At 53.5% G+C, this 26,553-nt stretch carries 29 protein-coding genes, 2 tRNA genes and 1 riboswitch; of the genes, 24 read left to right on the forward strand and 7 right to left on the reverse strand.

The window, feature by feature from the left end:
• Position 1: 1 nt before the first annotated feature.
• The 21 genes from KNO58_RS12040 (at position 2) to KNO58_RS12140 (ending at position 18,649) form a co-directional block, all read left to right on the forward strand.
• Positions 2-76, forward strand: a tRNA-Gly gene (locus KNO58_RS12040).
• A 15-nt stretch (positions 77-91) separates the two neighbouring features.
• Positions 92-167: transfer RNA gene (locus tag KNO58_RS12045), tRNA-Ala, on the forward strand.
• A 199-nt stretch (positions 168-366) separates the two neighbouring features.
• Positions 367-1,269 carry an arginase gene (rocF, locus tag KNO58_RS12050; RefSeq protein ID WP_214754206.1) on the forward strand — a complete coding sequence of 301 codons (903 nt, stop codon included), beginning with the start codon at positions 367-369 and terminating at the stop codon, positions 1,267-1,269.
• 141 nt (positions 1,270-1,410) lie between these two features.
• Entirely contained in the window at positions 1,411-1,986 is a 576-nt protein-coding gene (sigW, locus tag KNO58_RS12055) for an RNA polymerase sigma factor SigW (protein WP_021065187.1), read from the forward strand.
• Entirely contained in the window at positions 1,983-2,618 is a 636-nt protein-coding gene (locus tag KNO58_RS12060; RefSeq protein WP_214754208.1) for a hypothetical protein, read from the forward strand. The genes sigW and KNO58_RS12060 overlap by 4 nt, the downstream gene beginning before the upstream one ends.
• A 135-nt stretch (positions 2,619-2,753) precedes the next feature.
• On the forward strand, positions 2,754-3,614 hold the full coding sequence (gene cdaA / locus KNO58_RS12065; RefSeq protein ID WP_024372448.1) for a diadenylate cyclase CdaA: 861 nt from the start codon (positions 2,754-2,756) through the stop codon (positions 3,612-3,614).
• On the forward strand, positions 3,615-4,895 hold the full coding sequence (locus KNO58_RS12070) for a CdaR family protein (protein WP_214754210.1): 1,281 nt from the start codon (positions 3,615-3,617) through the stop codon (positions 4,893-4,895).
• Between the two features lie 35 nt (positions 4,896-4,930).
• Positions 4,931-6,289: a phosphoglucosamine mutase gene (gene glmM / locus KNO58_RS12075; protein ID WP_021065183.1), complete on the forward strand. Its 1,359-nt coding sequence runs from the start codon at positions 4,931-4,933 to the stop codon at positions 6,287-6,289.
• 359 nt (positions 6,290-6,648) lie between these two features.
• Positions 6,649-8,445 carry a glutamine--fructose-6-phosphate transaminase (isomerizing) gene (gene glmS, locus KNO58_RS12080; RefSeq protein WP_214754212.1) on the forward strand — a complete coding sequence of 599 codons (1,797 nt, stop codon included), beginning with the start codon at positions 6,649-6,651 and terminating at the stop codon, positions 8,443-8,445.
• A gap of 217 nt (positions 8,446-8,662) precedes the next feature.
• A complete protein-coding gene (locus KNO58_RS12085; RefSeq protein ID WP_214754214.1) occupies positions 8,663-9,844 on the forward strand; it encodes an MFS transporter in 1,182 nt (393 codons plus the stop codon).
• A 143-nt stretch (positions 9,845-9,987) separates the two neighbouring features.
• Positions 9,988-10,548 (forward strand): YdhK family protein, encoded by a 561-nt coding sequence (locus KNO58_RS12090; protein ID WP_214754216.1) that lies wholly within the window; start codon positions 9,988-9,990, stop codon positions 10,546-10,548.
• 113 nt (positions 10,549-10,661) lie between these two features.
• On the forward strand, positions 10,662-11,141 hold the full coding sequence (locus tag KNO58_RS12095; protein WP_214754218.1) for a DUF2975 domain-containing protein: 480 nt from the start codon (positions 10,662-10,664) through the stop codon (positions 11,139-11,141).
• Positions 11,142-11,151: 10 nt separating this feature from the next.
• Entirely contained in the window at positions 11,152-11,358 is a 207-nt protein-coding gene (locus KNO58_RS12100; RefSeq protein ID WP_214754220.1) for a helix-turn-helix domain-containing protein, read from the forward strand.
• Between the two features lie 95 nt (positions 11,359-11,453).
• Positions 11,454-12,143, forward strand: a complete 690-nt coding sequence (locus KNO58_RS12105; protein ID WP_214754222.1) for a DUF975 family protein — start codon at positions 11,454-11,456, stop codon at positions 12,141-12,143.
• Positions 12,144-12,211: 68 nt separating this feature from the next.
• Positions 12,212-13,141: an NAD(P)/FAD-dependent oxidoreductase gene (locus KNO58_RS12110; protein WP_251026240.1), complete on the forward strand. Its 930-nt coding sequence runs from the start codon at positions 12,212-12,214 to the stop codon at positions 13,139-13,141.
• Between the two features lie 72 nt (positions 13,142-13,213).
• Positions 13,214-13,687, forward strand: coding sequence for a YfbM family protein (locus tag KNO58_RS12115; RefSeq protein ID WP_214754226.1), 474 nt, complete (start codon positions 13,214-13,216; stop codon positions 13,685-13,687).
• Entirely contained in the window at positions 13,675-14,178 is a 504-nt protein-coding gene (locus KNO58_RS12120) for a GNAT family N-acetyltransferase (protein WP_214754228.1), read from the forward strand. The genes KNO58_RS12115 and KNO58_RS12120 overlap by 13 nt, the downstream gene beginning before the upstream one ends.
• Positions 14,179-14,264: 86 nt before the next feature.
• Positions 14,265-14,708, forward strand: coding sequence for a MarR family winged helix-turn-helix transcriptional regulator (locus tag KNO58_RS12125; RefSeq protein ID WP_214754230.1), 444 nt, complete (start codon positions 14,265-14,267; stop codon positions 14,706-14,708).
• Positions 14,709-14,711: 3 nt separating this feature from the next.
• Complete coding sequence (locus KNO58_RS12130; RefSeq protein ID WP_214754232.1) at positions 14,712-17,366, forward strand: MMPL family transporter; 2,655 nt, start codon at positions 14,712-14,714, stop codon at positions 17,364-17,366.
• A 99-nt stretch (positions 17,367-17,465) separates the two neighbouring features.
• On the forward strand, positions 17,466-17,750 hold the full coding sequence (locus tag KNO58_RS12135; RefSeq protein ID WP_214754234.1) for a putative quinol monooxygenase: 285 nt from the start codon (positions 17,466-17,468) through the stop codon (positions 17,748-17,750).
• A gap of 14 nt (positions 17,751-17,764) precedes the next feature.
• Positions 17,765-18,649, forward strand: coding sequence for a VOC family protein (locus KNO58_RS12140; RefSeq protein WP_214754236.1), 885 nt, complete (start codon positions 17,765-17,767; stop codon positions 18,647-18,649).
• A gap of 19 nt (positions 18,650-18,668) precedes the next feature.
• On the opposite strand, the gene KNO58_RS12145 is transcribed toward KNO58_RS12140, so the two are convergent.
• Both KNO58_RS12145 and KNO58_RS12150 read right to left on the reverse strand, forming a co-directional pair.
• Positions 18,669-20,498 carry an LTA synthase family protein gene (locus KNO58_RS12145; RefSeq protein WP_214754237.1) on the reverse strand — a complete coding sequence of 610 codons (1,830 nt, stop codon included), beginning with the start codon at positions 20,496-20,498 and terminating at the stop codon, positions 18,669-18,671.
• 112 nt (positions 20,499-20,610) lie between these two features.
• The gene (locus tag KNO58_RS12150) at positions 20,611-21,009 is read right to left on the reverse strand and encodes a VOC family protein (RefSeq protein ID WP_214754239.1); all 399 of its coding nucleotides are present in this window, start codon (positions 21,007-21,009) and stop codon (positions 20,611-20,613) included.
• Between the two features lie 176 nt (positions 21,010-21,185).
• On the opposite strand from KNO58_RS12150, the gene KNO58_RS12155 reads away from it, so the two are divergent.
• Positions 21,186-21,665, forward strand: a complete 480-nt coding sequence (locus KNO58_RS12155; protein WP_214754241.1) for a GNAT family N-acetyltransferase — start codon at positions 21,186-21,188, stop codon at positions 21,663-21,665.
• Here the strand turns inward: KNO58_RS12155 and KNO58_RS12160 are convergent.
• The 3 genes from KNO58_RS12160 to KNO58_RS12170 all read right to left on the reverse strand — a co-directional run bounded on the left by KNO58_RS12160 (position 21,660) and on the right by KNO58_RS12170 (position 22,987).
• Positions 21,660-21,926 (reverse strand): hypothetical protein, encoded by a 267-nt coding sequence (locus KNO58_RS12160; protein WP_214754243.1) that lies wholly within the window; start codon positions 21,924-21,926, stop codon positions 21,660-21,662. The genes KNO58_RS12155 and KNO58_RS12160 overlap by 6 nt on opposite strands.
• A gap of 63 nt (positions 21,927-21,989) precedes the next feature.
• Complete coding sequence (gene thiW, locus KNO58_RS12165; RefSeq protein WP_128123693.1) at positions 21,990-22,478, reverse strand: energy coupling factor transporter S component ThiW; 489 nt, start codon at positions 22,476-22,478, stop codon at positions 21,990-21,992.
• 65 nt (positions 22,479-22,543) lie between these two features.
• Positions 22,544-22,642: riboswitch (TPP riboswitch) on the reverse strand.
• Positions 22,643-22,666: 24 nt separating this feature from the next.
• Positions 22,667-22,987, reverse strand: a complete 321-nt coding sequence (locus KNO58_RS12170) for a hypothetical protein (protein WP_214754244.1) — start codon at positions 22,985-22,987, stop codon at positions 22,667-22,669.
• Between the two features lie 42 nt (positions 22,988-23,029).
• On the opposite strand from KNO58_RS12170, the gene KNO58_RS12175 reads away from it, so the two are divergent.
• Positions 23,030-23,998, forward strand: a complete 969-nt coding sequence (locus KNO58_RS12175) for an aminoglycoside phosphotransferase family protein (protein WP_214754247.1) — start codon at positions 23,030-23,032, stop codon at positions 23,996-23,998.
• 1 nt (position 23,999) lies between these two features.
• Here KNO58_RS12175 and KNO58_RS12180 read toward each other — a convergent pair whose 3' ends face one another.
• Together KNO58_RS12180 and KNO58_RS12185 are read right to left on the reverse strand one after the other, a co-directional pair.
• Entirely contained in the window at positions 24,000-24,746 is a 747-nt protein-coding gene (locus tag KNO58_RS12180) for a hypothetical protein (protein ID WP_214754249.1), read from the reverse strand.
• A 92-nt stretch (positions 24,747-24,838) separates the two neighbouring features.
• Positions 24,839-25,534 (reverse strand): hypothetical protein, encoded by a 696-nt coding sequence (locus KNO58_RS12185; protein WP_214754251.1) that lies wholly within the window; start codon positions 25,532-25,534, stop codon positions 24,839-24,841.
• A 98-nt stretch (positions 25,535-25,632) separates the two neighbouring features.
• Here KNO58_RS12185 and KNO58_RS12190 point away from each other — a divergent pair, with 98 nt between their 5' ends.
• Complete coding sequence (locus KNO58_RS12190; protein WP_214754254.1) at positions 25,633-26,553, forward strand: AAA family ATPase; 921 nt, start codon at positions 25,633-25,635, stop codon at positions 26,551-26,553.

The raw sequence follows: 26,553 nt of genomic DNA on the forward strand, positions 1-26,553 counted from the left end.
TGCGGAAGTAGTTCAGTGGTAGAATACGACCTTGCCAAGGTCGGGGTCGCGGGTTCGAATCCCGTCTTCCGCTCCATATTATTCCCTTGACGGGGCCTTAGCTCAGCTGGGAGAGCGCCTGCCTTGCACGCAGGAGGTCAGCGGTTCGATCCCGCTAGGCTCCACCATTTGTTTTTTTCTTAAGTTACTTATGACTTAAGTTTTTTTTTGCCTAAATCCATGAACCATTCACTTGAGAGTACAGAGAAAGGCAGCCTGCCACCATTCAGGCTGCCTTTTTGTATGTTTATTCATCATTGTGTGAAGTTGAACCACGAGTTTGGTAGCGTTTACAATGGAAGTATAAACGTTCAAGGGGGAATGGGGATGAATTGGTCATATATTGAAGTACCGTTACGTTATGGACAGGGGAAACATGGCGTAGAGCAAGGTCCATCAAAATTACGGGCGCTCGGTTTGGAAACACTGTTGCCAGCAGAAACGAAGCAACAGACGATTCGTGTCTTACCTGAATCTGAAATGATTAACAGTGAAGAGCATTTGAAGCGGGCAGATGGGGTCTTATACACCGTCCAAGAACTCGCGGAGGTCGTCGATGCAGACATTCAAGCGAAGCGATTCCCGTTGATCGTTGGGGGCGATCACAGCATGGCAATCGGAACGCTAGCGGGTCTTGCTAAAACAGGACCATACGGCGTCATCTGGGTCGATGCGCATGCTGACTTGAACACAGGTGAGACCTCACCGTCGGGCAATATTCACGGGATGCCACTTGCTGCGGCGATGGGGATGGGGGATATCCGTTTGACCGAGGTCGGTGGACGTGAACCGAAACTCGCGCCCGAACATTTGGTGTATATGGCACTTCGGGATATCGATGAAGGTGAGATGCGAGAAATCAATCGACTCGGCATTAAAGTGATTACGGTCGAAGAGATTCGGACACGGGGCGTCGACGTCATGATGGACGAAGCGCTCGCTTATTTGCGTGCACGTGTGGATCGCTTCTATCTCAGTTTTGATATGGACAGCTTGGACGCGAAACTGGTTCCAGGTACCGGCACACCGGTCGATCAAGGGTTGACCGCTGAAGAAGGCAAAGCCATCTTGGCTGAAGTGATGAAGGCTGACGATTTGATTGCGATTGAACTCGTAGAATTAAATCCGTCGCTCGACCATGATAACACAACGGCCCAGCTGGCGTTCGAGTTATGTAAGACAATTTTGAAATCCAAAGAAAACCTGTTATTGGAAAGTGAAACTGTCTGACGACCTTACAGTTTCCAAGTCTGTTTGCTACAATGGACTTGGAAACTTTTTTTATTGTCGTGCGATTTTAATGAAACCTACATAGAGATCAATCCGTATAGAAGGATGACCGCATAGGTTGCGGAGAGGGGAAGTGGACTGATGGAACGGCTGACCACCCGTTTAGTCGACGAATTAAGGTCGGGGAATCATGATTCGTTTGCTGAGCTGGTAGAACTGTACAAGGATGGTGTCTTTGCTGTCGCTTATAAGATATTATATGATCGAGGCGAAGCAGAAGATGCTGCCCAGGAGACGTTTATTCGGGCATACACCCGAATCGATACGTACGATCCCCAGTACAAGTTCAAGACGTGGATTTACCGGATTGCGACAAACGTGGCAATCGACCGTCTGAGAAAGCGAAAGCCGGAGTACTCAATGGATGCTGAGATTGCGGGCACCGATGGCTTGACCTATCAGGACCACTTGGCTGATGAAGCACCCCAACCCGACGCCCAAGTCGTTCATCGCGAAATTCGAGGCGAGATGCATGAAGCGATTAAACAGCTGCCCGACAAGTATCGGATCCCATTGCTGTTGAAATACGTGGATGACTTATCGCTTAAGGAAATTAGCGTCATGATCGATATGCCGGTTGCTACGGTTAAAACAAGGATCTTCCGGGGAAGAGAAATGTTAAAGACAATCTTTCAAAACAGGGAGGGGTTCAATTGACTCCTGAAGAAAAAGTACAACAATATTTGGAAGATGGCATCCTGCCCGAAGAATCTGACGAACTACGTCAATTGTTGGAGGACGACGAATTATATGAAGCATACCTCCACTACGAACGAATAGATGCCGAACTGAAGGCCTTACCACGGCCTAAACTATCCGATGATTTTACAGCCCGTGTCATGGCGTCCTTGCCGGATGCGAAAGCACGGGTCGAGGTCATACCGGTGACTCGATTTGAAGACAAAGTCCGGACAAAACGAAAGCCACAATCCAAATGGATGACGTGGTTCCGTAAGCACCCAGGATTGATGGCGGCCGCTCTCTTTTTTAGCTTGATGTCGAGTGCGACACTCGGTCTATGGAACGAATCGACGGAAACGATGACGTACACGAAAGTGCCGGGCATCGTTGTAACATCGAACGAAGTGGTCGTCCCACAAGGCGTTACCGTCGAGCGGGATATCACGGTCCAAGGCGGTGACCTTCGGATTGAAGGGACAGTCAACGGGAACGCGACGGCCGTACATGGTCGGGCTTATCTGGCTAGTGCTGGCGAAGTCACAGGAGAACTCGAGCAAATCGATCGGATGTTTGAGTGGATGTGGTATTCGTTCAAACAAATCTTCTAAAAGAAGGCGCCGGAGACGGCGTCTTTTTTGTTCGTTTCAATCTGGTTTCGTTTTATCGTCTGGCGATGCGCGGTTTCGGAAATGTGATATAATGTAACTTGCACGAATTGGCTAGGTAGTTGAGGAGGGGAGCATTTGCCGCTACTTGAACAGGTTTCATTCTTATCATTCTTTAGTCTTTCAGAGAACGTACATTGGTACGATTATTTGAATGACGTTTTAGATATTGTCGTCGTCACGTATGTCATCTATAAGTTGATGATGATTGTACGCGGGACAAAAGCGGTCCAATTGATTAAAGGGATATCCATCATCCTTGTCAGCTGGTTCCTCAGCGGATTCTTTGGGTTGAAGACGTTACAGTTCTTATTGAACCAGGTCATCACCTACGGGTTACTTGGGATTATCATCATCTTCCAACCGGAACTGCGACGTGGGCTCGAGCATCTAGGACGAACGAGTAACTTGTTCGGTCGCACGAGCACGAGTGACGAGGATAAACAGCGTCAAATGATCGAGGCGATTGTCAGCTCGGCACAATATATGTCAAAACGTCGCATCGGTGCGCTGATTGCGATTGAACGCGATACGGGCTTGAATGAATATGTCGAGACCGGGATCCGGATGGATTCACACATCACGTCACAACTGATTATCAACTTGTTCATTCCGAACACCCCGCTCCACGATGGGGCGATGATTATCCAAGACGGGAAAATTGCGGCAGCCGCCTGTTATTTGCCATTGTCGGAAAGTCCACATATCGATAAAGCGTTAGGCACCCGACACCGGGCCGCCATCGGGGTCAGTGAAGTGACGGATAGCGTGACCCTCACCGTCTCTGAGGAAACAGGTGCCGTGTCGCTCGCGATTGCGGGTCGTCTGTATCGAGAGTTGGATGAGGAGGCGCTTCGCAATAAATTGATCCAAGAACTCGTTATTGAAGAAAAAGAGACGACACTCTCGTTCTTCAATAAAAAAGGGGGGGACAAGTAAGTGATTGATCAGTGGTTACAACATAAATGGTTTCTCCGCGTCATCGCACTTGCTTTAGCCATCCTGCTTTATTTCATGGTCGCCGAGACGAGCTCGTCGACCAACTCCACGAACGCGCTCCCGATTGTCGGACAAAGTTCGATGACGCTCGACGTTCCCGTCGAAGTGTTTTTCGATGAGGTGCAGTACGTGGCATATAATGTCCCAGAAGACATGAGCGTCGAGCTGCAAGGTCCGTCCAGCAGTTTGACGATGACTAAATTGGTGAAAGATTATCAAGTCTTCGTCGATTTAACGAACCTGGGGACAGGCTTCCATCGCGTTCCGGTCGAAGCACGCGGCTTTGGCGGAGACGTCAACGTCGAACTCGAGCGGGATACGGTGGAAATCTATATTGACCGCAAACAGACGGTCGAAGTCCCAGTCTCGGTCAACTTATTGAATAAAGATCAATTGCCGGAAGGCAAAGTGGTCGGCGACGCCGACATCGAACCGACGACGGTGAAAGTGTCGGGCGGTGCCAGCCGGATTCAAAACGTTCAAGAAATCACGTTGAACGTCGATGTCGCCAATCAAAGTCAAACGTTCACGCGGGAATTGACGCCTACGATTTTAGACGCCAATGGCAATCCGCTCAACGTGACCGTCGAACCGAACATCATCAGTGTGTCGGTCCCGGTCTATGAACAGAGCGCCGTCTTCCCGATTGAAGCGGTGACGACGGGTGACGTGGCCGATGACTTCAGACTCGTCGACACGTTGCTCGAAGAGACGGAGGTCCGTGTCTTTGCGCCGCAAGACGTGCTCGATGCGATTGACACCGTGGAAACGGAGCCAATCGATTTGGACGGCATCGATAAGACCGGAAAAGTGACCGCGACGCTCGCTGTGCCGGACGGCGCCTCATCGCTTGAGACGAAGCAAGTAGAAGTCCAATTGCTCGTTCGAGCGGCGGATGAGACGCGAGACGACACGGGTGAATTGACGGAACGGGTCCGTTTGACCGTGCCTGTCACCGTACGAGGGTACGACCGGACGAACTTTACGCTCCAAGCGCCTGAAGTCATCGGGGTCACCTTGTCCGGAAAACGTTCCCTCTTAGAGAGCATCACGTCGAACAGTGTGCGCGTCACATTAGATTTGACGGGCCTCCCGAGCGGGTTACACGGGGTCGACGTCGACTATGAAGTACCAAAAGGTGTGACTGTCATCTCACCGAAGACAATCGACATCGAGTTAACGAGCGTCGATGAACAAACCGAAACGTCCTCGATTCAATGAGGCGTTCAATCATACAAAAGTGAGGAATTGAATTTATGGGTAAATATTTTGGAACTGATGGAGTCCGCGGTGTCGCGAACTCAGAATTGACAGCAGAATTAGCTTATCGCTTAGGTCGTGCGGGCGGTTACGTGTTATCGAAACACTTGCCAGCCGGCGAACAGCCAAAAGTATTGATTGGCCGTGACACACGTATTTCAGGTCATATGCTTGAAGGCGCGCTCATCGCGGGTCTCTTATCAATCGGAGCCGAAGTGATGCGTCTCGGCGTCATCTCGACGCCAGGTGTCGCTTATTTGACGAAGTCGCTCGATGCGACGGCCGGTGTCATGATCTCGGCGTCACATAACCCGGTCGCGGATAACGGCATCAAGTTCTTCGGTAGCGACGGCTTCAAACTCGACGACGCAACAGAAGCGGAAATCGAAGCGATTTTGGATGCGGCGGAAGACACGTTGCCACGTCCGGTCGGCAAAGACCTCGGCTTCGTCTCAGACTACTATGAAGGCGCACAAAAATACCTTCAAATGTTGAAACAGACGGTCGACGAAGATTTCGACGGTCTCCATATCGCCCTCGACTGCGCTCACGGTGCGACGAGCGGATTGGCAGCACGTCTGTTTGCTGACCTCGAGGCGAACGTCTCGACGATCGGTAACTCGCCGAACGGCTTGAACATCAACGAAGGTGTCGGCTCGACACATCCTGAGCACTTGGCACAGTTCGTTCGTGAAAAAGGAGCGGACATGGGTCTCGCCTTTGACGGCGACGGCGACCGCTTGATTGCGATCGATGAGAACGGTGATATCGTCGACGGCGATAAAATCATGTACATCTGCGGGAAGTACTTGAGCGAGAAAGGCCGTCTTAAAGACAACACGATCGTCGCGACGGTCATGAGTAACCTCGGCTTCCATAAAGCGGTTGAAGATGCTGGTATGACGGCGCTTCAGACGGCGGTCGGTGACCGTTATGTCGTCGAAGAGATGAAGAAACACAACTACACACTCGGTGGTGAACAGTCGGGTCACTTGATCTTCCTCGACCACTCGACGACAGGAGACGGCATGCTCTCTGGCGTTCAACTCGCCCAAATCGTGAAGACGACAGGCCGCAAGCTGTCAGAACTCGCGGCTGAGATGCCGGTCTACCCACAAAAACTCGTCAACATCCGTGTCACGGACAAAAACGAGGCGATGAACGGCGACCGCGTCCTCGCGACGATTCAAGAAGCGGAAGCTGAAATGAACGGCAACGGCCGCATCCTCGTCCGCGCTTCTGGTACGGAGCCGCTCGTGCGTGTCATGGCGGAAGCACCGACATCAGAAGAGTGTGACCGTTATGTCGAACGAATTGCACAAGTTGTCCGCGAAGATTACGGCGTAGAAGGATAATTTTGTCGAAATAGGGAATAAAACAAGGGAATCCGTCTGCGGGTTCCCTTTTTGTTTCCGTTTTGTCACTGTGAAATTATGTGATTTTCTTGACGAATGGAGGTGTGATTTGTACTATTAAGAGCGTGCCCTTAGAAACGGAAGGACACCAAGTACGAAACAAGCGCCAGAACTCTTCGGAGTTGACGAGGTTGGAGGTTATCGAGTTTTCGGCGGATGCCTCCTAGTCGCCTGTCACGACTACAAGCAAACCCTAAAAACGCCTGGGCGACCGGACGGCCAAAGGGGAGCGCGATGACAGCTCTTAGAAAAAGCCCGTTTCCTTTTTCGAGAAATCGAAAATAAAGGGAGAATTTTGTATGTGTGGAATTGTAGGAATGATTGGGAACACCGGAGCGAAGGAAATCCTTCTCAAAGGTCTTGAAAAACTCGAGTACCGTGGTTATGACTCGGCAGGTCTTGCTTTGATGCATGATAACGTGAACGTGCATAAAGAAGTCGGCCGGATCGCCGCGCTACGCGAAGTCGTCCCAGCAGAAGTAGATGGCACGATCGGAATCGGTCACACACGTTGGGCAACACACGGCGTGCCGAGCGTCCCGAACGCACACCCGCACCAGAGCACGACGGGCCGTTTCACGCTCGTCCACAACGGTGTCATCGAGAACGACGAGCAAATCAAAGCGACACTCGACGTCCCGTTCTTGTCAGAGACGGACACGGAAGTCATCGTCCAGTTGATGGAGAAGAACTTCGTCGAACTCGGCGACGTCGAGGCGGCGTTCCGCAAGACGTTGGCTGAGCTCCACGGCTCGTATGCGATTGCGATGATCGACTCAGAGGACCAAGAGCGCCTCTACATCGGTAAGAACAAGTCACCGCTCCTCGTCGGACTCGGCGACGGCACGTTCAACGTCGTGGCGTCTGACGCGATGGCGATGCTCCAAGTGACGGACCAGTACCTCGAGCTCCACGACGGCGAAATCGTCATCTTGACGCGCGAATCTGCGACGATCAAGACGCTCGACGGCGAGATCCTCGAGCGTGCGCCGTACACGGCCGAGATCGATGCGTCAGACATCGAGAAGGGCACGTACGCGCACTACATGTTGAAGGAGATGGACGAGCAACCGGCCGTCATCCGCAACATCATCCAGCACTACCAGAACGAGAACGGTGACATCGAGCTCACGGAAGGCGTGCGCTCGCTCGTCTCGGAAGCCGACCGCATCTATATCGTCGCCTGCGGTACGAGCTACCACGCCGGTCTCGTCGGCAAGCAATTGATTGAGCGCGTCGCAGGTGTGCCGACAGAAGTACACGTCGCTTCGGAGTTCGGTTACAACATGCCACTCCTCACAGAGAAGCCGTTGTTCCTCTTTATCTCACAATCAGGTGAGACAGCGGACAGCCGTGCCGTCCTCGTCGAAGTGAAGAAGCGCGGCTACAAGGCGCTCACACTCACGAACGTTGCCGGTTCAACGCTCTCGCGTGAAGCGAACGAGACGATGCTCCTCCACGCCGGCCCGGAAATCGCGGTCGCGTCGACGAAAGCATACACGGCCCAAATCGCCGTGCTCGCGATTCTCGCCTATGACATCGCACGTGCGAACGGCAAGAAGCTTCCGTTTGACCTCATGACAGAGCTCGCGCGCATCGCGACAATCATGGACTCGGTCATGGCTCAAAAAGAAATCTTTGAGCAGTTGGCGGACAAGTTCTTAAAAGAGTCACGCAACGCGTTCTTCCTCGGTCGTGGTATGGATTCATACGTCGGTCTCGAAGGAGCCCTCAAGCTCAAAGAGATCTCGTATATCCAAGCAGAAGGCTACCCAGGTGGAGAGCTCAAGCACGGACCGATCGCCTTGATTGAAGACGGTACACCGGTCATCACACTCGTCTCGCAACCGAACACGCACCTCAACATCCGTGGAAACATCAAGGAAGTTGTCGCTCGTGGTGCCGTTGCCTGCACGATCTCGATGGAAGGCATGGAACACGAGAGCGATGCTTTCGTCTTGCCACGTGTTGAACCACTCCTTACACCGCTCGTGACAGTGTTACCACTTCAGCTCATCTCGTATTACGCGGCACTTGCGCGTGATTGCGATGTTGACAAGCCACGTAACTTGGCGAAGTCGGTTACAGTCGAATAAATGACAGGCCAAGATCTTTCGGGATCTTGGCCTTTTTTGTTGTGATTTACGTCATGCGAACCGGCTTGTATACTGAAGGTATTACGACTAAGGAGAGAACGCCATGCAAATCCAACTACTTGACACATTCATCCTGCCGGAGGACGTGCGTTCATAAGTTGGCCACCTCCTCCGATGATGCACTGTATCGGAATAAACTATCGGAGGAACCATACCATTGAAGATTCAACAGCTGTATTATGCGGTCACGAGTTCGCGCTCGCTCATCATTCAGATGGTGTTCACGTTGAACGCAATCTATTATGTGACAACCGCCGAGTTGAATGCGTTACAACTCGTCTTGATTGGAACGATATTAGAAGTATCGATTTTACTATTCGAGCTGCCGACCGGGCTCGTCGCCGATTTATACGGGCGGAAACGGTCGATGGTCATCGGCATCGGGTTGATTGGACTGGCCCACTTGCTAGAAGGAGGCATCCCTGATTTTTGGGCCATCGCGGTCGCGTCAGCGCTCTGGGGAATCGGCTGGACGTTCATCAGCGGGGCCGAACAGGCATGGATTGCCGATGAGATGGGGAATGACGGATTAGAACAAGTTTTTTTGCGAGGCGCTCAATATAGTTCGCTCGGTCGCTTCGTCGGAATCGGGCTCGCCGTGCTCCTCGCCGAAGTCACGTCCGTCCAAACGACGATCGTGCTCGCCGGGGGGATGTTGGTGATGCTCGCCATCATCGCATGGCGTGTCTTGCCAGAGACGCGATTCGAACCAATCACACGGGCCGATACATCGAACCTCGTGCAAGCGAAACGGACGGTTCGGGACGGATTCATCCATATCCGGGGCAATTCGATTCTCGTCGGCTTGGCTGCCATCACGCTCGTCTGGGGACTTGCCAGTGAAGGATTTGACCGGTTATGGGGCGCGCATTTGATTGAGACGTTCCAGTTGTCGGAACAGGCGGCCGTCTATTGGTTCGGCTTGTTTTATGCCGTCGCGTTCCTACTCAACATGCTGGTGTTGAAAGGTGTCGAGATTTACGTCAAAGGACGCTACGCGACGACGCTATTTTGGTTCAACGTGTTGCTCATCATCGCGATGCTTGCGTTCGCCTCAATCGGACAGTTCTGGCTGGCGGTGCTCCTCTATTGGACGATTGCCGCACTGCGTAACGTACACTATCCGCTCATGAGCGTCATGACGAACGAACGGCTCCCGTCGAAAGGCCGCGCGACGATTTTATCGATGTTCGGTCAAGTCGACGCGTTCGGTCAAGTCGCCGGGGGTCCGCTGATTGGACTGCTCGCCTTGTACACGTCGATTCAAGCAGGGCTCGGGGCAGCAGCGCTCTTGCTCCTCCCGATGTTGGTTTTCTTGAGAAAAATCAAGCACCATTGAGGCACAGACCGTCCCGTGATTCGTTCGGGGACGGTCTTTTAATGTGTCAAAGCGATAACAAATCATCGCATCGGTCTCAAAAACGTCTCATCATCTCGATAGCAGGGTAACGTATAAAGATAAAGACGTAAGGGAGAGATTCGATGAGACAGAAAAAATGGATGACCGGTTTGAGCGCGATATTGCTCGCTACGACGTTGGCAGCTTGTGGGGATGCCGCGGAGGAACAGACGAGCGATTCGACAGAAGAACATTCGGACCATTCGATGATGGACCATTCGGGATCTGGGGACGTGCCGAGCGGATTAAGTGAAGCGACAGATCCGACGTTCCCGGTCGGGTCGACCGCGATGATGACGGCCGACCATATGCCGGGCATGGATGGCACCGAGGCGACAATCGTCGGCGCCTATGACACGACCGTCTATTCGGTCTCTTATACCCCGACGGATGGGGGCGACCCGGTCGAAGATCACAAGTGGGTCATTCACGAAGAACTCGACAATCCAGGCGAGGCACCGTTAGAAGAAGGGACCGAAGCCACGTTGGCCACGGACCACATGGACGGAATGGACGGCGCCGCGGCGACGATCGATTCGGCCGAACAGACGACGGTGTATATGGTCGACTTCACGACGAACGATGGGGAAAACGTCACGAACCACAAATGGGTCACAGAGGATGAACTCGGAGCCGTAAAATAAAGATCAGCCTCAGGATATCCTGAGGTTTTTATTTATTTACGATGATTATTTATTGATAAACGATAAAAATGAGATTATGATGAAACTATCAAATGAAGTGAGGTGGTGTCATCATGAAACGAGAGACGGTTTTTTTACGGTTGGCCGTATTCGTTCTGGCTGTCCCGATTGTGGCGGCCTGCTTGTTTTTGCTTCCGTACATTTGGCGCGAGGCGGTCGAGAGCGGGAGTTGGATTGAGGACTCGATTCGTCCGATCGTGATTGGCATGTACGCATCGGCCATCCCGTTCTTTATCGCCCTGTTTCAAACGTTCAGACTGCTCCGGTTGATTGACCGCGACGAGGGGTTCTCGTATCGGGCTGTCCAATCACTCCGCGCCATCAAGTTTTGTGCGTTGGCGATCACGGTCGTCTATATCGCGACGCTCCCGTTCTTCTTCTGGTTCGCCGATCGGGATGATGCACCAGGCTTTCTCTTGATCGGACTCGTCCTCGTGTTTGCCGCGTTCGTTGTCGCCGTGTTCGCGGAACTGTTACAGAAACTATTGAAGCGTGCCATCGACATGAAGCAAGAAAATGATTTGACGGTTTGAGGTGAGAGAGATGGCGATTATCGTAAATCTTGATGTGATGTTGGCGAAACGAAAGATGAGTGTGACCGAGTTGTCCGAAAAAGTGGGCATCACGATAGCAAACTTGTCGATTTTAAAGACGGGTAAAGCGAAAGCAATCCGCTTCTCGACGCTCGAAGCGATTTGTCAGGCGCTCGACTGTCAGCCGGGCGACATTTTAGAATATCGGGAAGATTGATGGACAGGGCGAACGCCCTGTTTTTTGTGGAGTTTGAAACATTTTCCATCACGTTGCGTATAAGATAGGAAAGACGAATGAAAAGGGGAAACAAGATGGTCCAGACATGGAATGAACGGGCGTACGAAGCACTGAAAGGAAAGAACTTGACGTTACTTGGATGGTCATTTGTCTGTGCGTTCATACTGGAGGCAGGAACAATAGTGGACCCGACGTTATACGGGATGACGACAGACACACTGTTCGCTAGTGGCATTTGGTTAATCGGCAGCGCGGTCGTTTCCTTCATGCTGTATCCGATCATCATCGGTTACCACTGGGTGTTACTGGGGACGGTACGAGGAGAGGAAAGTCAGTTCAAGCACGTGTTTCGACCGCTTCGTCAGCGGTATGACAAACATGTGGTGGCCACGATTGTCGTGACGGTATATCAACTGTTATGGACACTTCTCTTTCTCGTACCAGGCATCATCAAATATTTTTCTTATGCGTTCACGTTTTTTATTTTGCGCGATGAGCCTAATTTGTCCATCCGTGAGTCCATCACTAAGTCGCGCGATTTAATGCGGGGGCGAAAAGGCGAGGCGTTCAAGTTGATCTTGCCGTTCATTCCCGTATATGTGCTCGGATTGACGCTGTTCTTCTACTTTAATACCGTTTTTCTCGCTGCATTGTCTTTATTCGTAGCGACCGCCCTCATCCGCCCGTTCATCGTCAGCCGTTTCGCCGTCATGTATGAAGACGCACGCCACGAGTATGATGAGCAATGGAATCGGTCGGCGTGAAGCGCATCGGTTCCGGCGTATAAGTCCTCGGTCATGATACAATCTTCCTGACAGAAGGGGGAATGGACATGAACATCGGCATTATCGGAGCGGGATTGAGCGGGATTGTCGCAGCACGCGACCTCGCCCGTCACGGTCATACGGTTGAATTGATTGAAAAAAGTCGGAGCGTCGGGGGACGCTTGGCGACGAGACGAATTGGAGACGGCAAAGCCGATCACGGGGCGGTCTATTTCACTGTACGCGGGGAAGTACTCAAACAAGATGTCGCCGACTGGCAGACGAGAGGTTGGGTCAACGTGTGGTACGCCGATCCGTATCCGCGCTACGTCGCCGTTGATGGGATGAACGCCTTGGCCAAACGGTTGGCTGACGGGTTGACCGTCCAGTTGAACGAGCGGGCCGAGACGACCACGACCCGAGACGGTCAGGTCCGCGTCCAGACGGATATGACGACGCGACAGTATGACCGTCTCCTCATCACGTCGCCGCTCCCGCAGACGCTCGACTTGCTCGCGGATTTTCCAGTCGATGCGGCTTTACGTGAATTGACGTATGCCCCGACGTTCGTCGGTTTGTTCGAGTTCGGGAGCGAGGCGCCCATCGGTCCGGACGGGCTGCTCGATACAGGTTTGACGCCGGGTTTGCTGAAAATCATCAACAACCGCCAAAAAGGCATCTCGGCGACCGAACTCGTCAGCGTCTATATGGACGAGTCGTGGAGCGAGAAGTGGTATGAACGGGCGGACGAAGACACGCTTCGTGAGATTGAGCGTCTGTTGCAAACGGTGACGGGGTCGGCCGTGATTCAATCGAGACAGTTGAAACGATGGCGCTATGCGCAGGCGACCGACGTCTGGCATGAGCCGTACTATCAAGTGAACGACCACATCTATTTGGCCGGTGACGTCTTCCTCGAGCCGGACGACGCCTCAGGTCGAACGCGATTTGAGAGTGCATACATCTCAGGACTCCGCGTTGCGGAAGCGATGCGCTAAACCTTCTTCGGAAGGTTTTTTTCATGACTGTGCCGAATAATCAGACATACGAATTGGAGAGGGGAATCAGACATGGGCATGGTTGGCGCATACATGCGGGTATCGAGCGAAGAGTTGACAGAACTGCTTCAAGAGCCGGATCGCTTCGAAGAACTGTTGGAAGACGAAGAACGGCAGACCGATATCGATAAGGCGTGGCATGGCCTTTATTTTTTATTGACCGGGGAGACCGATTTGGACGAGATTGACCGTCATTCGCTCGGGAAGGCAGTCTTCGGTGGCGATGTGATCGACGACGAGACGGGCATCGCCTATTTGACACCGGGAGAGGTGGAGGACTTGTCGACCCGGCTTCAGTACATCGAGCTGGATGCGCTAGAAGCGCGTTACGATGTCACGACGATGAACGAGCAGGAACTGTACCCGTTTGAACGCGAGTGGGGACTCGAGGAAAAAGAGTACTTATTGGACCAGTTCGATGAGTTGAAACGTGTCTTCGCCCAGGCGTCGAGACAGCGGGAGGCGCTCGTCACATGGATCGGGTAAGCGTAAAGGCGTTACGCCTTCAAGATGAGGCGTTGCTGTACGCGTTCGAACGTGCGAATCGCACACATTTCGAACGCTCGGTCCCGAGCCGAGGCGACGCCTACTATGAGCCGAAATCGTTCCATCAGGCGTTGCAGCAACTATTGAGCGAGCAGACGAATGGGGACGGATGCTATTATTTGATGTGGTGTGATGACACAATCGTCGGGCGTCTGAACGTCCATCACACCGATGCCAACACCGGCGAGGTCGGGTACCGGGTCGGAGCGGAGCATGAGGGACGCGGGTACGCGACGGCGGCCCTGCGCCAATTTCTGACGTTCGAGTTGCCTGGATTCAAACGATTGAGAGCCGAGACGACGAGCGACAACGTGGCGTCCCAGCGCGTATTAGTGCGTGCCGGCTTTAGACGTGATGGCGAGGCGCGACAGCTGGAATGGGCAGGACAAACGCTGACGTTTTATGAATATGTATATCAATTTGACCGATGAAGGAGCGACTTCATCGGTCTTTTTAGTTGACCACCTTTAGTTTAGGGCATAAACTATATTTATCTAGTTTAGGGGGTAAACCAAAAATGAAAGAATTGATGCGGGAAGCCGTCCAGTTATTCGAGGAGGTCATGTTCCAAGGTGCGGAGCATGTCATCGAGGCGATGGACGGGGACGTCTGGCGCGACTATTCGCGGGAACAACTGCAGTTGCTCAAGTTGCTCGAACAGTTCGGACCGATTCAAGCCGGCCAATTGGCCCAAAAACAAGGGGTTCATAAGAGCGCCGTCTCCAACCGTTTAAAAAAGCTCGTCGACAAAGACCTCGTCGTCAGTCGACGCGGGCATGATCAGCGTGAACGGTTGATTGAATTGACGGAAGCCGGTCACCGTGTCGTCGAAGAAGCGGATGCGGCCGTTTACCGTTACGTCGAATCGTTACTCGACGGCAACATCGAAGAGACAGAAATCGAACAGTTCGTCCGGACGTTCCGGAAAATCAAACAGCTGCTTCGAATTGGGGAGGAATAACACGTGCATAAAATCATCCAATGGCGCTGGGGTATCTTGATCGGTCTCATCGTCTTGACGGCCGCCTTATTTGTGGCGGCCCCGAACTTGACGAAGCAGGCCGAACAAGCCGGTAGCTTCCAATTGTCAGACGATATGGACTCGCAGCGGGCGCAGGACATCTTGAACGCCGCCGGAAAGAGCGATAAGACGATTTCGCTCGTCTATGAGTTCGAAACGCTCGGTGACGCCGAACGGGCCGATATTTCCCGGGTTATCGCTGAGATAGAACAAACCGACACGGTCGTCAAAGACGTACTCAACCCGTTTGAAAGTGAAGAGACGGAAGCACAGCTCGTTTCGGAGGACGGCCGCATCGTGCTCGTCCCGATCACGGTCGAAGGATCGATGGAAGACATCAACGCTTTCGCGGACGACGTGCGGGCGAACATCCTCCCGGAAGACGAGACGGTCTACATCACCGGTGAGGAAATCATCAACAACGATGTGAACTTGAGTGCGCAGGAAGGCTTGAAGAAGACGGAAATCATCACGGTCGTCCTCATTTTCGGACTGCTCCTACTCGTGTTCCGCTCCATCGTGACGCCGTTCATCCCGCTCATCGCGGTCGGATTCACGTATTTATTGAGCCAATCGTTCGTCGCATTCTTCGTCGATTGGTTTGGTTTCCCGGTCTCGAACTACACGCAGATTTTCCTCGTGGCGATTTTATTCGGGATTGGAACCGACTATTGCATCTTGCTCCTCAGCCGGTATAAAGAAGAGCTCGGCGCGGGTCACGCGATTGAAGATGCCATCGTCAACACGTACAAAACGGCAGGGCGGACAGTCCTCATCAGCGGTCTCGCCGTGTTCGTCGGCTTTGCGGCTATCGGTTTCGCCGATTTCCCAATCTTCAAATCAGCCGTCGCCGTCGCGGTCGGGATTGCCGTGCTCTTACTTATTCTCTTCACGGTCGTGCCGTTCTTTATGGCGACGCTCAAGCATCGTTTGTTCTGGCCCTCGAAAAAGGCGGGCGAACATCACGACAGCCGCCTCTGGGCCGGATTCAGCCGCATCTCGGTCAATCGACCGTTCGTCTCGATTCTCGTCGTCGCGTTGATCACTGTACCGGTGTTGTTCACGTATGACGATGCCCGGTCATTCAATACGGTCGATGAGATTGGTGACGATTATGATTCCGTACGCGGCCTCAACTTGATTTCGGAAGGATTCGGGCAAGGGGAGTCGCTGCCGGTCCAAGTCATTTTAAAACAAGACGGTGCGCTGTCTGAAGCAGAAATCCCATACATCGAGAAATTCTCGAGTGAACTTGAAAACATCGATGGGGTGAGTGGCGTCCGTTCGGTGACGCGTCCGACCGGCGACGTCATCGATGACTTTTACGTGGACACCCAACTTGAGCAAGTGAGCGCCGGATTGACGGAAGCCGAGTCTGGCCTCGGTGACGTCCAGGATGGACTCACGCAAGTACAAACCGGTCTTGACGCCGTCGTCGGGCAACTCCCGTCCGGTTCAACGAACGCCGGTGCCCCGCTCGCGGAAGCGGCAGCGGGACTTGGCCAATTGAACGCGCAGCTCGGTCTGATTGGACAAGGACTCACGGTAACGCAAAATATTCCGGCGACCGTAACGCAGCTCGGGCAAGTGTCGGCCGGTCTCGGTCAAATCGAGGCAGGCATTGACGAGGCAGCTACGGCATTGACGGCACAAGGTGCCCAAGCCGGGGAACTCGGAACGGGTCTCGGCCAACTCGCTACCGGTGTCGGCGAAGCGAACGCAGGGCTCGCTCAAATCGAGACAGGTCTCAATGACGCGGCAGCATTCCTATCAGATGTGAGTAGCTCGGACAGCCTGCGCGATACGGGCGTCTATCTACCGGAAGGGACGCTCACGTCAGATGAGTTCGCCCCAGCTGTCGAGCGCTACGTGTTTGACGACGGGACGGCGACACAGCTCGAGGTCATCCTCGAGATGGACCCATATTCGCCGGAAGCGATTGACACGGTCGAGACCGTGAAAGCGACGATGGACCGGATCGTCACGGATACACCGTTCGCGGAGGCAACGATTGGGTATGCCGGTATCTCTAGCATTAACAGCGACTTGAATGAGACGTCGACGAACGACTTCAATCGGACCGTCGCCATCATGCTCGTGACGCTGTTCATCGTCTTGACGGTATTGTTCCGGTCGATGATCATGCCGCTCTATATGATTGGCTCGCTCTTACTGACGTATTACACGTCAGCGGCCATCACCGAGCTCATCTTCGTCGAAGGACTCGGCTATGACGGCATCAGTTGGGCCGTTCCGTTCTTCGGGTTCGTCATGTTGATTGCCCTTGGCATCGACTATTCGATTTTCCTGCTCGACCGATTCCGCGAGGAGTCGATGAACGGGATGACGGTGCGTGACGCGCTCGTCCATTCGATGACGAAGATGGGGACGGTCATCATGACCGCAGCCGTCATCCTCGCCGGAACGTTCGGGGCGATGATTCCGTCAGGCGTGCTCAGTCTCGTTCAGATTGCGACAATCGTCATCACCGGGCTATTGCTATACGGATTGATTGTGTTGCCACTGCTCATCCCGGCCATCACCGTCTCCTTCGGGGACGGGGTATGGTGGCCGTTCAAACCGAAACAAAAGAAATAATCGCAAGCGGGCGTCTTATCGAGATGCCCGCTTTTGGGATAGATTTGTTTCGTTTAGGGAACAGATGAACGAACAGAAATTTAAAAGGAGGAATCGCGTATGGCCATTACAATCACTGCGATTTTGAAGGCACATCCAGGGAAAGAGGAGGCGTTACGGCAAGCGCTTGACGAGGTCATCCCCCCGTCGAGACAAGAAGCAGGATGTTTGACGTATGTGCTCCATGAGTCAATCGACGCCCCAGGGACGTTCGTATTTTATGAACAATATGAAGACGAGACGGCGCTTGACCATCACATCAACTCACCACATTATCAAGCATACCGAAAGGCAGCAGAGACGCTGCTCGCCGTCCGTGAGGTGTATCGTCTGCGTGAAGTCTGAAAGGAGTCAATCCGATGATTACCCAATCGATTATCCCGTGCATTTGGTTTGAAGGTGACGTCGAGGCGATTGCGGAGTGGTACGTGTCGAAGTTCCCGGATTCGTTCGTCGACTATACGACGAAACTGACGGACACGCCATCAGGTGAGACGACGGTTGTGACCGTCTCACTGGCGGGACAGTTCTTTCAGCTGCTCGGGGCGGGTCCGTTGAAGAAACGCAACCCGTCCATCTCGTACATGGTCACGTTTCCGACGTCGGAAGAAGTGGAGACGCTGTGGAGCGAGCTTATGGAGGGGGCAGAGGTGCTCATGCCGCTCGACACGTATGACTTCAGCGAGCGCTACGGCTGGCTGACAGACAAGTACGGTGTCTCCTGGCAAATCATGCATAGCGGCGGGATGGATATCCAGACGGTGACCCCATGCTTTTTATTCGTCGGGGACGTCTTCGGCCGCGCTGAGGCGGCGATGAACGACTGGATTTCTATCTTCCCGGATTCGTACGTGCTCGAAGACCATATGATTCGTTACGAGGCGACAGACGGTCCCGAGTTGGAAGGGAAGCTCAATTACGCCCGCTTCGTCTTGTCCGGACGCGAGTTCGTCGCCATGGACAGCGCGGAGAATCATCAATTCGCCTTCAATGAGATGCAGTCGCTGATCGCGTTTTGTGAGACACAATCTGAGATTGATGACTACTGGTCCAAACTGTCGGCTGTCCCGGAAGCGGAACAGTGCGGCTGGCTCCAAGACCGGTATGGCGTCTCCTGGCAAATCGTGCCGTGGGAGATGGAAGAGATGTTGATGACCGGTACAAAGGAGCAGTTGGCGCGCGTGACCGAGGCGTTCTTGCCGATGAAGAAAATCGATGTCGCCGTGTTACGAAACGTCTACTGACAAAAACAAGCCGTCCCGATTACTTCGGGGCGGCTTGTTTGTCGTTTGCTGTGAAGTCGGACAGCGCGTCCTTCTCAATCACTGTATCGGATAAGCGAAGCTGTTCGGCGGCCTCGTCAATATACGGTTCACATCCTTGAAGCGGTAACTGATCACCGGTCTCGACCGAATAACACATGCCGCTGCCGACCGACTCCGTCAAGTCCGGGACGAAATAGAGGTCGTCGTAGCGAAAGGAGCCGTTCCGGAACACGGTCAAATTGGGCTCATCATCGAGGAGCGAATTTCCAAGCATGTACGTCGGTGTCATCCCGAGCAAATCGAGGATGGTCGGGGCCAGGTCGACTTGACCGCCGCTCGCCTGCACCGTCTGACCTCGTTCGAGTCCGGCCGGTTTGATGAACAACGGCACGGAGCGGTCAAGCTGGAACAAATCGACCGTGGAGTCGGCATCTGCTTTTACGGCCATCTCGCCACCGGCAACGGTCAACCCGCTGTCGTGGTCGCCGTAAAAGACGACGAGGGTGTTGTCCCACTTCTCGTCTGCTTTTAATTGTTCGACCATGAGACCGACGGCGGTATCGCTGTAGTGGACAGTATGGTAATAGTCCTCGAGGAGCGGGTCGTCGTACCCCGACAAATCCAATCGTTTTTCCTCGTCCGGAATCTCATATGGCGTATGGCTCGTCAACGCGACCATGAAGGAGTAGAACGGCTCGTCCAACGTGTCTAGAAGGTCGACCGATGTCGTCAGGAACTCCTTGTCGCCGACGGCCATGCCGATGACAGGCTCGGCCGGGTAATCGTCTTGATGGAAGAAGTGGTTGTAGCCGATTTGTTCATAGAAGTTGGCGCGGTTCCAAAACTCCTTATCAAACGCATGCATCGCGGCCGTGTCATAACCAGCGCGCCGTAATTGCTCAGGCAAGGCGTCAAACGTATTCGTCGCATACTGCGTGTATACCGAGCCCGATTTGACAGGGTATAGCGAGGCGTTGACGGTAAATTCCGCATCCGACGTCCGGCCCTCGTGTGTCTGATGATAAAAATTTGGAAAGTACAGCATCTCATCGCGAAGCGCATTCAAATTCGGGGTCAGTTCTTGGCCGTTGACGGTCTGGCCGATCACGGACGTTTGGAATGACTCGAGCTGGACGACGATGACGTTCGTGTCGGCTGTAGCCTCGACCGGTTCGGTCACCAACGCTTCGATTTGGTTGTGCTCCCGTTCCGTCAGGTCGTCACCTAGGTTCAGTGCGTCGCGAAGACCACGGAACGTATCGAGCCCGTGATAGCCCCAAAATCCGAGCTGATAATACTCGCGCATGTTCGAAATGGGACTCTTCCGATTGTCTGCTTCCGCATAATGCATGGTGGTCGGAACGGTAAAGACGATGAGTCCGACAAGAAAACCGGCTCCCGCCAAACGGCGGCCAAGGCGTTTCGATTCTGTGACCGGGTGTCGTTTCATATAGACGAGGACGGCGGAATAGATGAGCAAATCCGTGAACAAGATGAAGTCGGGTGCTTGAATCAATGTCAGAAAGCCGCCGCCGACGTCGCCCATCTGGCCGATGTCGGAGAGCAAAGCGACCGACAGCAAGTTGCCGAAATAGCGGTAATACCAGACGTCCGAGATGAGGAGCGTGCTGTGCAGAAATAGCGACGCGAGTAAAATCCAACGGCGTGTCTGCGGTTTGACGAGTAGCGCCCAACTCGTCATCATCAAAATGGTCGCTAGGTTGATGAATAAAAAGCTGACATCGAACGCGCTCGCGGTCAATAAGCTGAAGAGGAACAGCTTGGCGAGGGAAAGCGATAAGTAACTCCAATAATCAAGATATTTCATGAAAGGCCTCCAAACGGTACGGACAAAGTGTGTTCTCTGTCTTGTACCTGTTCGAAGACGGCGAAAAACATGAGGGTGTGCGAATCCAATAAAAAAAGTGAGGCGCGTGGCCTCACTTGATGACAAACGTGTCCCGGAGCTCGATAATCGTGCCTTCCGGGGCTTTCAGTTTACTTAAGTGCCCATCGACGACGAAGTAGATGTTCCCGCCGTGTTTCGGTAAGAACGTCACACCGAGGTCTTCGAGGCGCCGCACTTCGGTTTCGAGATCATCGACGTACAAAGCGAAGTGGACCGGACCGGCCACATGCTTCGAATACGGTGACAACGTCTCATCGACTTTCGCCGTCTGGAGCTCGATGTAAAAGTCGCCAAGTTTGAGCCAGCTGTTGTAAGCGCGCGTATGAAAGTCGGGCGACTCCTGAACGAGCTCGAAGCCGAGCGCCTCATAAAATCGTTTGGACGCCTCATAGTCGGGCGTCTGGATGCAAAGATGGTGGATTTGTTTCATTGTGTCACTCCTTTGCTTCATTTTACTGAATCGACGTCCGGAACGAAACTTTTCTTTACGTGAGACGTATCGAACATCGAGGAGGGAATAATGATGAAGATGCAATTCGAATTGATGGAAGAAGATAATGACAAAACCTTGCCGAAACACAGGCAGGACATGGAAGGGGTGCGCCGATGACTAACGATACGCTGACGATTCAACTTGTCGATGACACGAACCGGGAGGCTGTTGTTGCCTTGACCGTCGCCTCTGATCAAGCCCGATTTATTGAAACGAACACCGAATCGCTCCGCGAGATGGAAACCGATCTTAAATACGCGTGGGAGTGCTATGCGCTTTGTCGCGATGCGCATCCCGTCGGCTTCATGATGATTGGGGCCGAGAATAAAGAGGAACGTTACGTCTGGATCGACCGATTTATGATTGATGTGACAGAACAAGGGAAAGGCATCGGTTCAACATGTTTACAACTTGCGATTCAGTGGATGCAAGAACGCTTTGATGTTGATGACATCGTCCTCAGTCTGCATCCGACGAATGAACCAGCGAAGCGGTTCTATGCGAAGGTTGGATTTGTCGACAGCGGCCTGATTGATGAATGGAACGGAGAAGAAATTTGGGTGTATCACGTCAAACAGGGACAGCCGTCATAAGTCGGCCGTCCCTGTGTTTGTGGACGTTGTGTGTTGGGCAGCATTGCCCGCCATAAAAAAGAGGATAATCGCGGCCACTCCGAAAATCGAGATGAACACGTTTTGAAGCAGCACATCGACGATCAACGGCTCGCTCGGGAACGTACCCGTCGCGACTTGAGCATTCCAGCGGGTGAATGTGGCAATCCGTTCGAGCGTATACAACAGACCAGACATAAATAGGCAAGCGGTGGCAGCCAGTAATCGCGTCAATCGATTCAAGAAATGACCTCCTAATATTTGATATCCTGATTTTACCATTTACTATCGGTAGGAGGGAAGGACTTATCGCTTCACCGTGAGCGGTCGCAATTGCTTGACCCGAGCCAACACGATCCAGCCGAGCACGGCCCCGGTCACACTCGAGGCGAGGAAGGCCGGGAAGAAGAATAGTGCGCCGAACTCCGTCCCCATCAATAACTTGGCGTATGGAACGGCGACGAGCGAGGCGATGATTCCCGTCCCGATGACTTCACCGAAGGCGGCGAAGGCGACACGGTTCGTTCTCATATAAAAGATACCGGCGAGCAGTGCGCCAATCATGCCACCCGGGAACGCGAGGAGCGACCCGGTGCCGGTCATGACGCGGACGAGTCCGGTCACGAACGCGACGAGAACGGCTCCAATCGGGCCGACGGTGACGGCGGCGATAACGTTCACCATATGCTGAATCGGATAAGCACGGGCGACACCGGTCGGAATCGAGATGAACAGGGAACCGATGACGGCGATGGCGACGAGCATCGCCATCCAAGTGAGTTGTTGAATGCGCATGAATAAGTCTCCTTTCAAAATGAAAACGCCACTTCTCCAAGTGGAAAAGTGGCGTGGAAAGACAGACGAATCCCACACCACTTCCCTACGCTGGTATGAGCCAGATCAGGTTCGAAGGGTCCGGCGTATGCCGTCTCAGCCCGAAGGCTCCCCTAGTGGTCGTTTATTAACATGAGTATAGCATATCGTCATTGGACGCGGTCGAGCTTTCGCGGTCGGAACGTGACATAGATGATGCCGACGAACAGGCCGTACAACAAAAGGGAGAAGACGAGATTGATTAACCATGGGAGTGTCCCCATGAACACGGCGACGGAAGCGTTTTGAAACCAGACGAGCGCGAGCGACAGCCCGATGAAGCTGATGACAAGCGTTGTCCAAAAGCCGATGTCCCGGCGCTTGAACAGACGCCAGACGAGCAGCCCGATGAGGACACTGACGACGGCCGTCGCCCCTAAATACATATACAAGATGGCATCGACCGGGTATGAGTAATACACAACGTCCATATCGTTTCCTCCTAGGAGATGATGAAAGAAAGGGTGAACAGGATGAGACAGGCAATCCCATGGCGTGACCGAGCGTTTCGTGAACGGTTCGATCGATGGATTGACGCAAACGTGCCGAGTGCGACGTGGCACGTGATCAAGGACACCGATTTGACGTATTTGGTTGTTGGCCAGGTCGACGCAGAACGTTACTTCGCCAAAGCGGTGACCGACATCAGCCGCGGCGAGGCCGGGCTGTCGGCGTTTCTTGCCGAGCGGCATCCGGGTGTCGTCCCTGACGTCATCGCCATCGATTCAGCCCGGAATTGGTTGCTCATGCGCGACATCGGCGGAGTGGCGTTACGTGAACGGCCGGACGTGAGTCGATATGAAACCGCGTTGCGCCAATACGCACAGTTGCAGCGGCAGGAGATCGACCAAATCGAGACCTATTTGTCTTACGGCCTCCCGGACCGGCGACCGGCCAAGTTGAAGGATGAAATTCAAACGTATCTGCCTGAGCTCTGTGCCGGGCTCGAGCCATACCAAGCCGAGGCCATACTTGTGCTTGAAGACGAACTGATTGCCATGTGTGACGAGCTGGCGACCGGGATGCCGATGAGCCTCGAGCACGGTGATTTGCACGGTGGCAATATCTTCTGGCGGGAACGGACGAACGATTTGTGTATCCTCGACTGGGGCGACGCGACGGTCACGCATCCGTTTTTCAGCGTGCGCGTGTTCTGGAACGCGTTGTACGATCTATTGCCGGAAGAGGACGAGGTCGCCTGGTATGAACAGATTCAAACGATGCGCGCGGTTTACTTAGAAGCGTGGAGCGGCGTCGCGTCCGACGACGTGCTTTGGCGTCACCTGTTGATTGCCGAAGAGCTCGGTTGCGTCTACCGGGCCTTGTCGTGGCACCTATACGTGACAAAATATCGGCACGATGTAGCTGAGTCGAGCGATAAGCCGGCGCAATGGCTCAACTTGTTACTCGAGTACCGGGACTTGAAACGAAGTGTCCGATAAGTCATTCATACTTCTGAAGTAAGGTTTCGTAATCCGTCTCGTTCCAAAACAGCGGGGCAATCGACTCCGGCCCTTTGAAGATTTCACCGTCTTGGTCGTAGACGATGGCGTAACCGCCCTCGACTTCAAAGACGATTAAATCGGCCTTCACTTCCTTGACCCCGTTCCCAGCGATGATGATATCTTCGAGCGGGTCGCGCGCCACTTGTACGCCCCATTCGTCGAGCTCGACGATGAGCGCGGACGTATAGGCGTGGCGGTTATAAAGCGCCTGGAACTCGTCTTGTGTCAAGACGACGTCCGTCGGCGGGGCACTCGTTCCGTATTTTCGTTTCTCAATCTCTTCGACGAATTGAAGGAACGACGCTTCTTGCCAAAACAGCGGCGCGACCGACTCGGGACCGTTGGCGATGTCTCCATTTTCACTCTCATAGACGGTAGCGTACGTGCCGTCGTCGAGTTTGAACGGATGGATATCGGCGTATGTATGATGGATGCCGTCGCCGGCGATGACGACGTGCTCGAACGTCTCGCGGAACGGGGTGATTCCATCGTTCTCGAGGGCCTTCAAGAGCGGCGGGACTTTTTCGTATTGGTCGAACACGTCCTTGAAGTCTTCGCGCGTCCATGTGGTGATTTCTTCGGGCGATGGCTCGTTTGTATCAGCCGGGACGATTGGTTTCTCGACTGGATCCGTGCATCCGGTAAGCAAGAACACACTGAATCCGAGCAAGCCTAGGCGTTTCATTAATCAAACCTCCTAAGAAAGTTACATTTTTTCCCTATTATCAATGAGCGTAGCACGTTTACGTCTTTGTGAGAACCTGGGTACTTTCTCGTTCAGGGGTGTCGCTGTAAGTAGCGGTCGAGTGCCTCGTGAAACCTTTGTTGCTGCTCGACCGGGATGTCATGCTCGGATGCGGCCCCATAGCGAATCAGATGATAGAGCGAGGCGTCGATGTCCGTCAGTTCGATGCGCTCGAACCAGTCGATGAGCGTCTCATTCGTCCGAAGCTTTAGCTCAGGGGCGAGCGAGGCGTTGAACGTGATCAGCCAATCTCTCAGTTCGATATTCGTGAGCAGCGGGAACGTCTGTGCCTCGATCGAGGCGTCCGCGTTGAGAGACAGTGGCGCAAAGGTATTCTGTCTAGTAGAGAATACGAATCCTTTTCCCCGTCGACGACGCAGCCATCGACGCACGCCATAGACGGTCAACCCGATGGCGGCAAGGAAGGCGAACAATGTGCCGAGTCCGCCGGGGGCATCACCATTCCCGCTACCAAATTTGAATTTGAGCATGTCTTGCTTCTCTTGCCGTTCTCCAGCTTTTCCAGGCTCATCGGTCGAACCTAAATCAATACCATCTTTTGGTGGAGGATTCTCATCTTCTTCTCTGCCCATCTCGGTCACGCTAACTGGAGACGAGGTGTTAATCGTTTGAAACCAACTGAACGTCTCCTTACTGACGAAGACGAACGTCACGACGAGACAAGCTGTCACAATCAAGAACCCGATAAATCGAGACGACCACTTCATATTTCCCCTCCTAACCGGAATATTCAGACTATTCATTGTCTATATTACCATAAACAGGTAAAATTCGAATAAGACATCTACCAACGGAGGGGAACGAAATGGGAATCGAAGCAGTCATTAAACAGTTGAATGAAGTGTACTTAGGAAAAGAGGAGGTCGTCCGGCTCTGCTGCACGGCGCTTCTCGCCGAAGGGCACATCTTGCTTGAGGACGTTCCGGGCACGGGGAAGACGTTGCTCGCCAAAGCGATTGCCGGCAGTTTTGACGGATCATTCTCGCGCATCCAATTCACTGCCGACTTGCTCCCGTCCGACGTCATCGGGACCGACTACTTCAATATGCAGACGCAAGGCTTTGACCATCGGCAAGGTCCGATTTTCGCGAACATCGTCCTGATTGATGAAATCAACCGGGCCGTCCCGCGCACCCAGTCCGCGCTGCTCGAAGCGATGGAGGAACGACAAGTCTCGATCGGCGGGAAGACTTATCCGATGCCGAAACCGTTTTTCGTCATCGCGACGCAGAACCCGATTGAATCGGCCGGGACGTTCCCGCTCCCGGACGCGCAACTCGACCGGTTCCTCATCTCGATTCCGGTCGGCTATCCGGACGCCGCCGAAGAGCGGGAGCTGTTGCTGCAAGTATTGACCGAGACGCGCAAACACATTGAAGCCGTGACGTCACTCGCCTCCCTGCAAGAAGCACAAGCCGAGACGAGACAAGTCGCGATTCAAGACGATGTGCTCGATTATATGCTCGGTCTCGTCCATGCGACCCGGGCGCATTCGTCTGTCGAGGTCGGGGTCAGCCCGCGCGGCGCGATTGCGTTGCTCCGCGCGTGTCAAAGCTATGCCTATTTGGCCGGCCGACTATATGTCATCCCGGAAGACGTTAAAGCCGTGGCGCCGTACGTGCTTGCCCATCGCATCAGCTTGACGCTCGAAGGCGGCATCAAGTCGACCAAAGCGAACGTCATCGCCCACATTTTAGACACCGTGCCCGTTCCGGTCGAGGGCTGA

The sequence above is a fragment of the Exiguobacterium sp. J17977 genome, assembly GCF_018616375.1.
Classification (GTDB): Bacteria; Bacillota; Bacilli; order Exiguobacteriales; family Exiguobacteriaceae; genus Exiguobacterium; species Exiguobacterium mexicanum.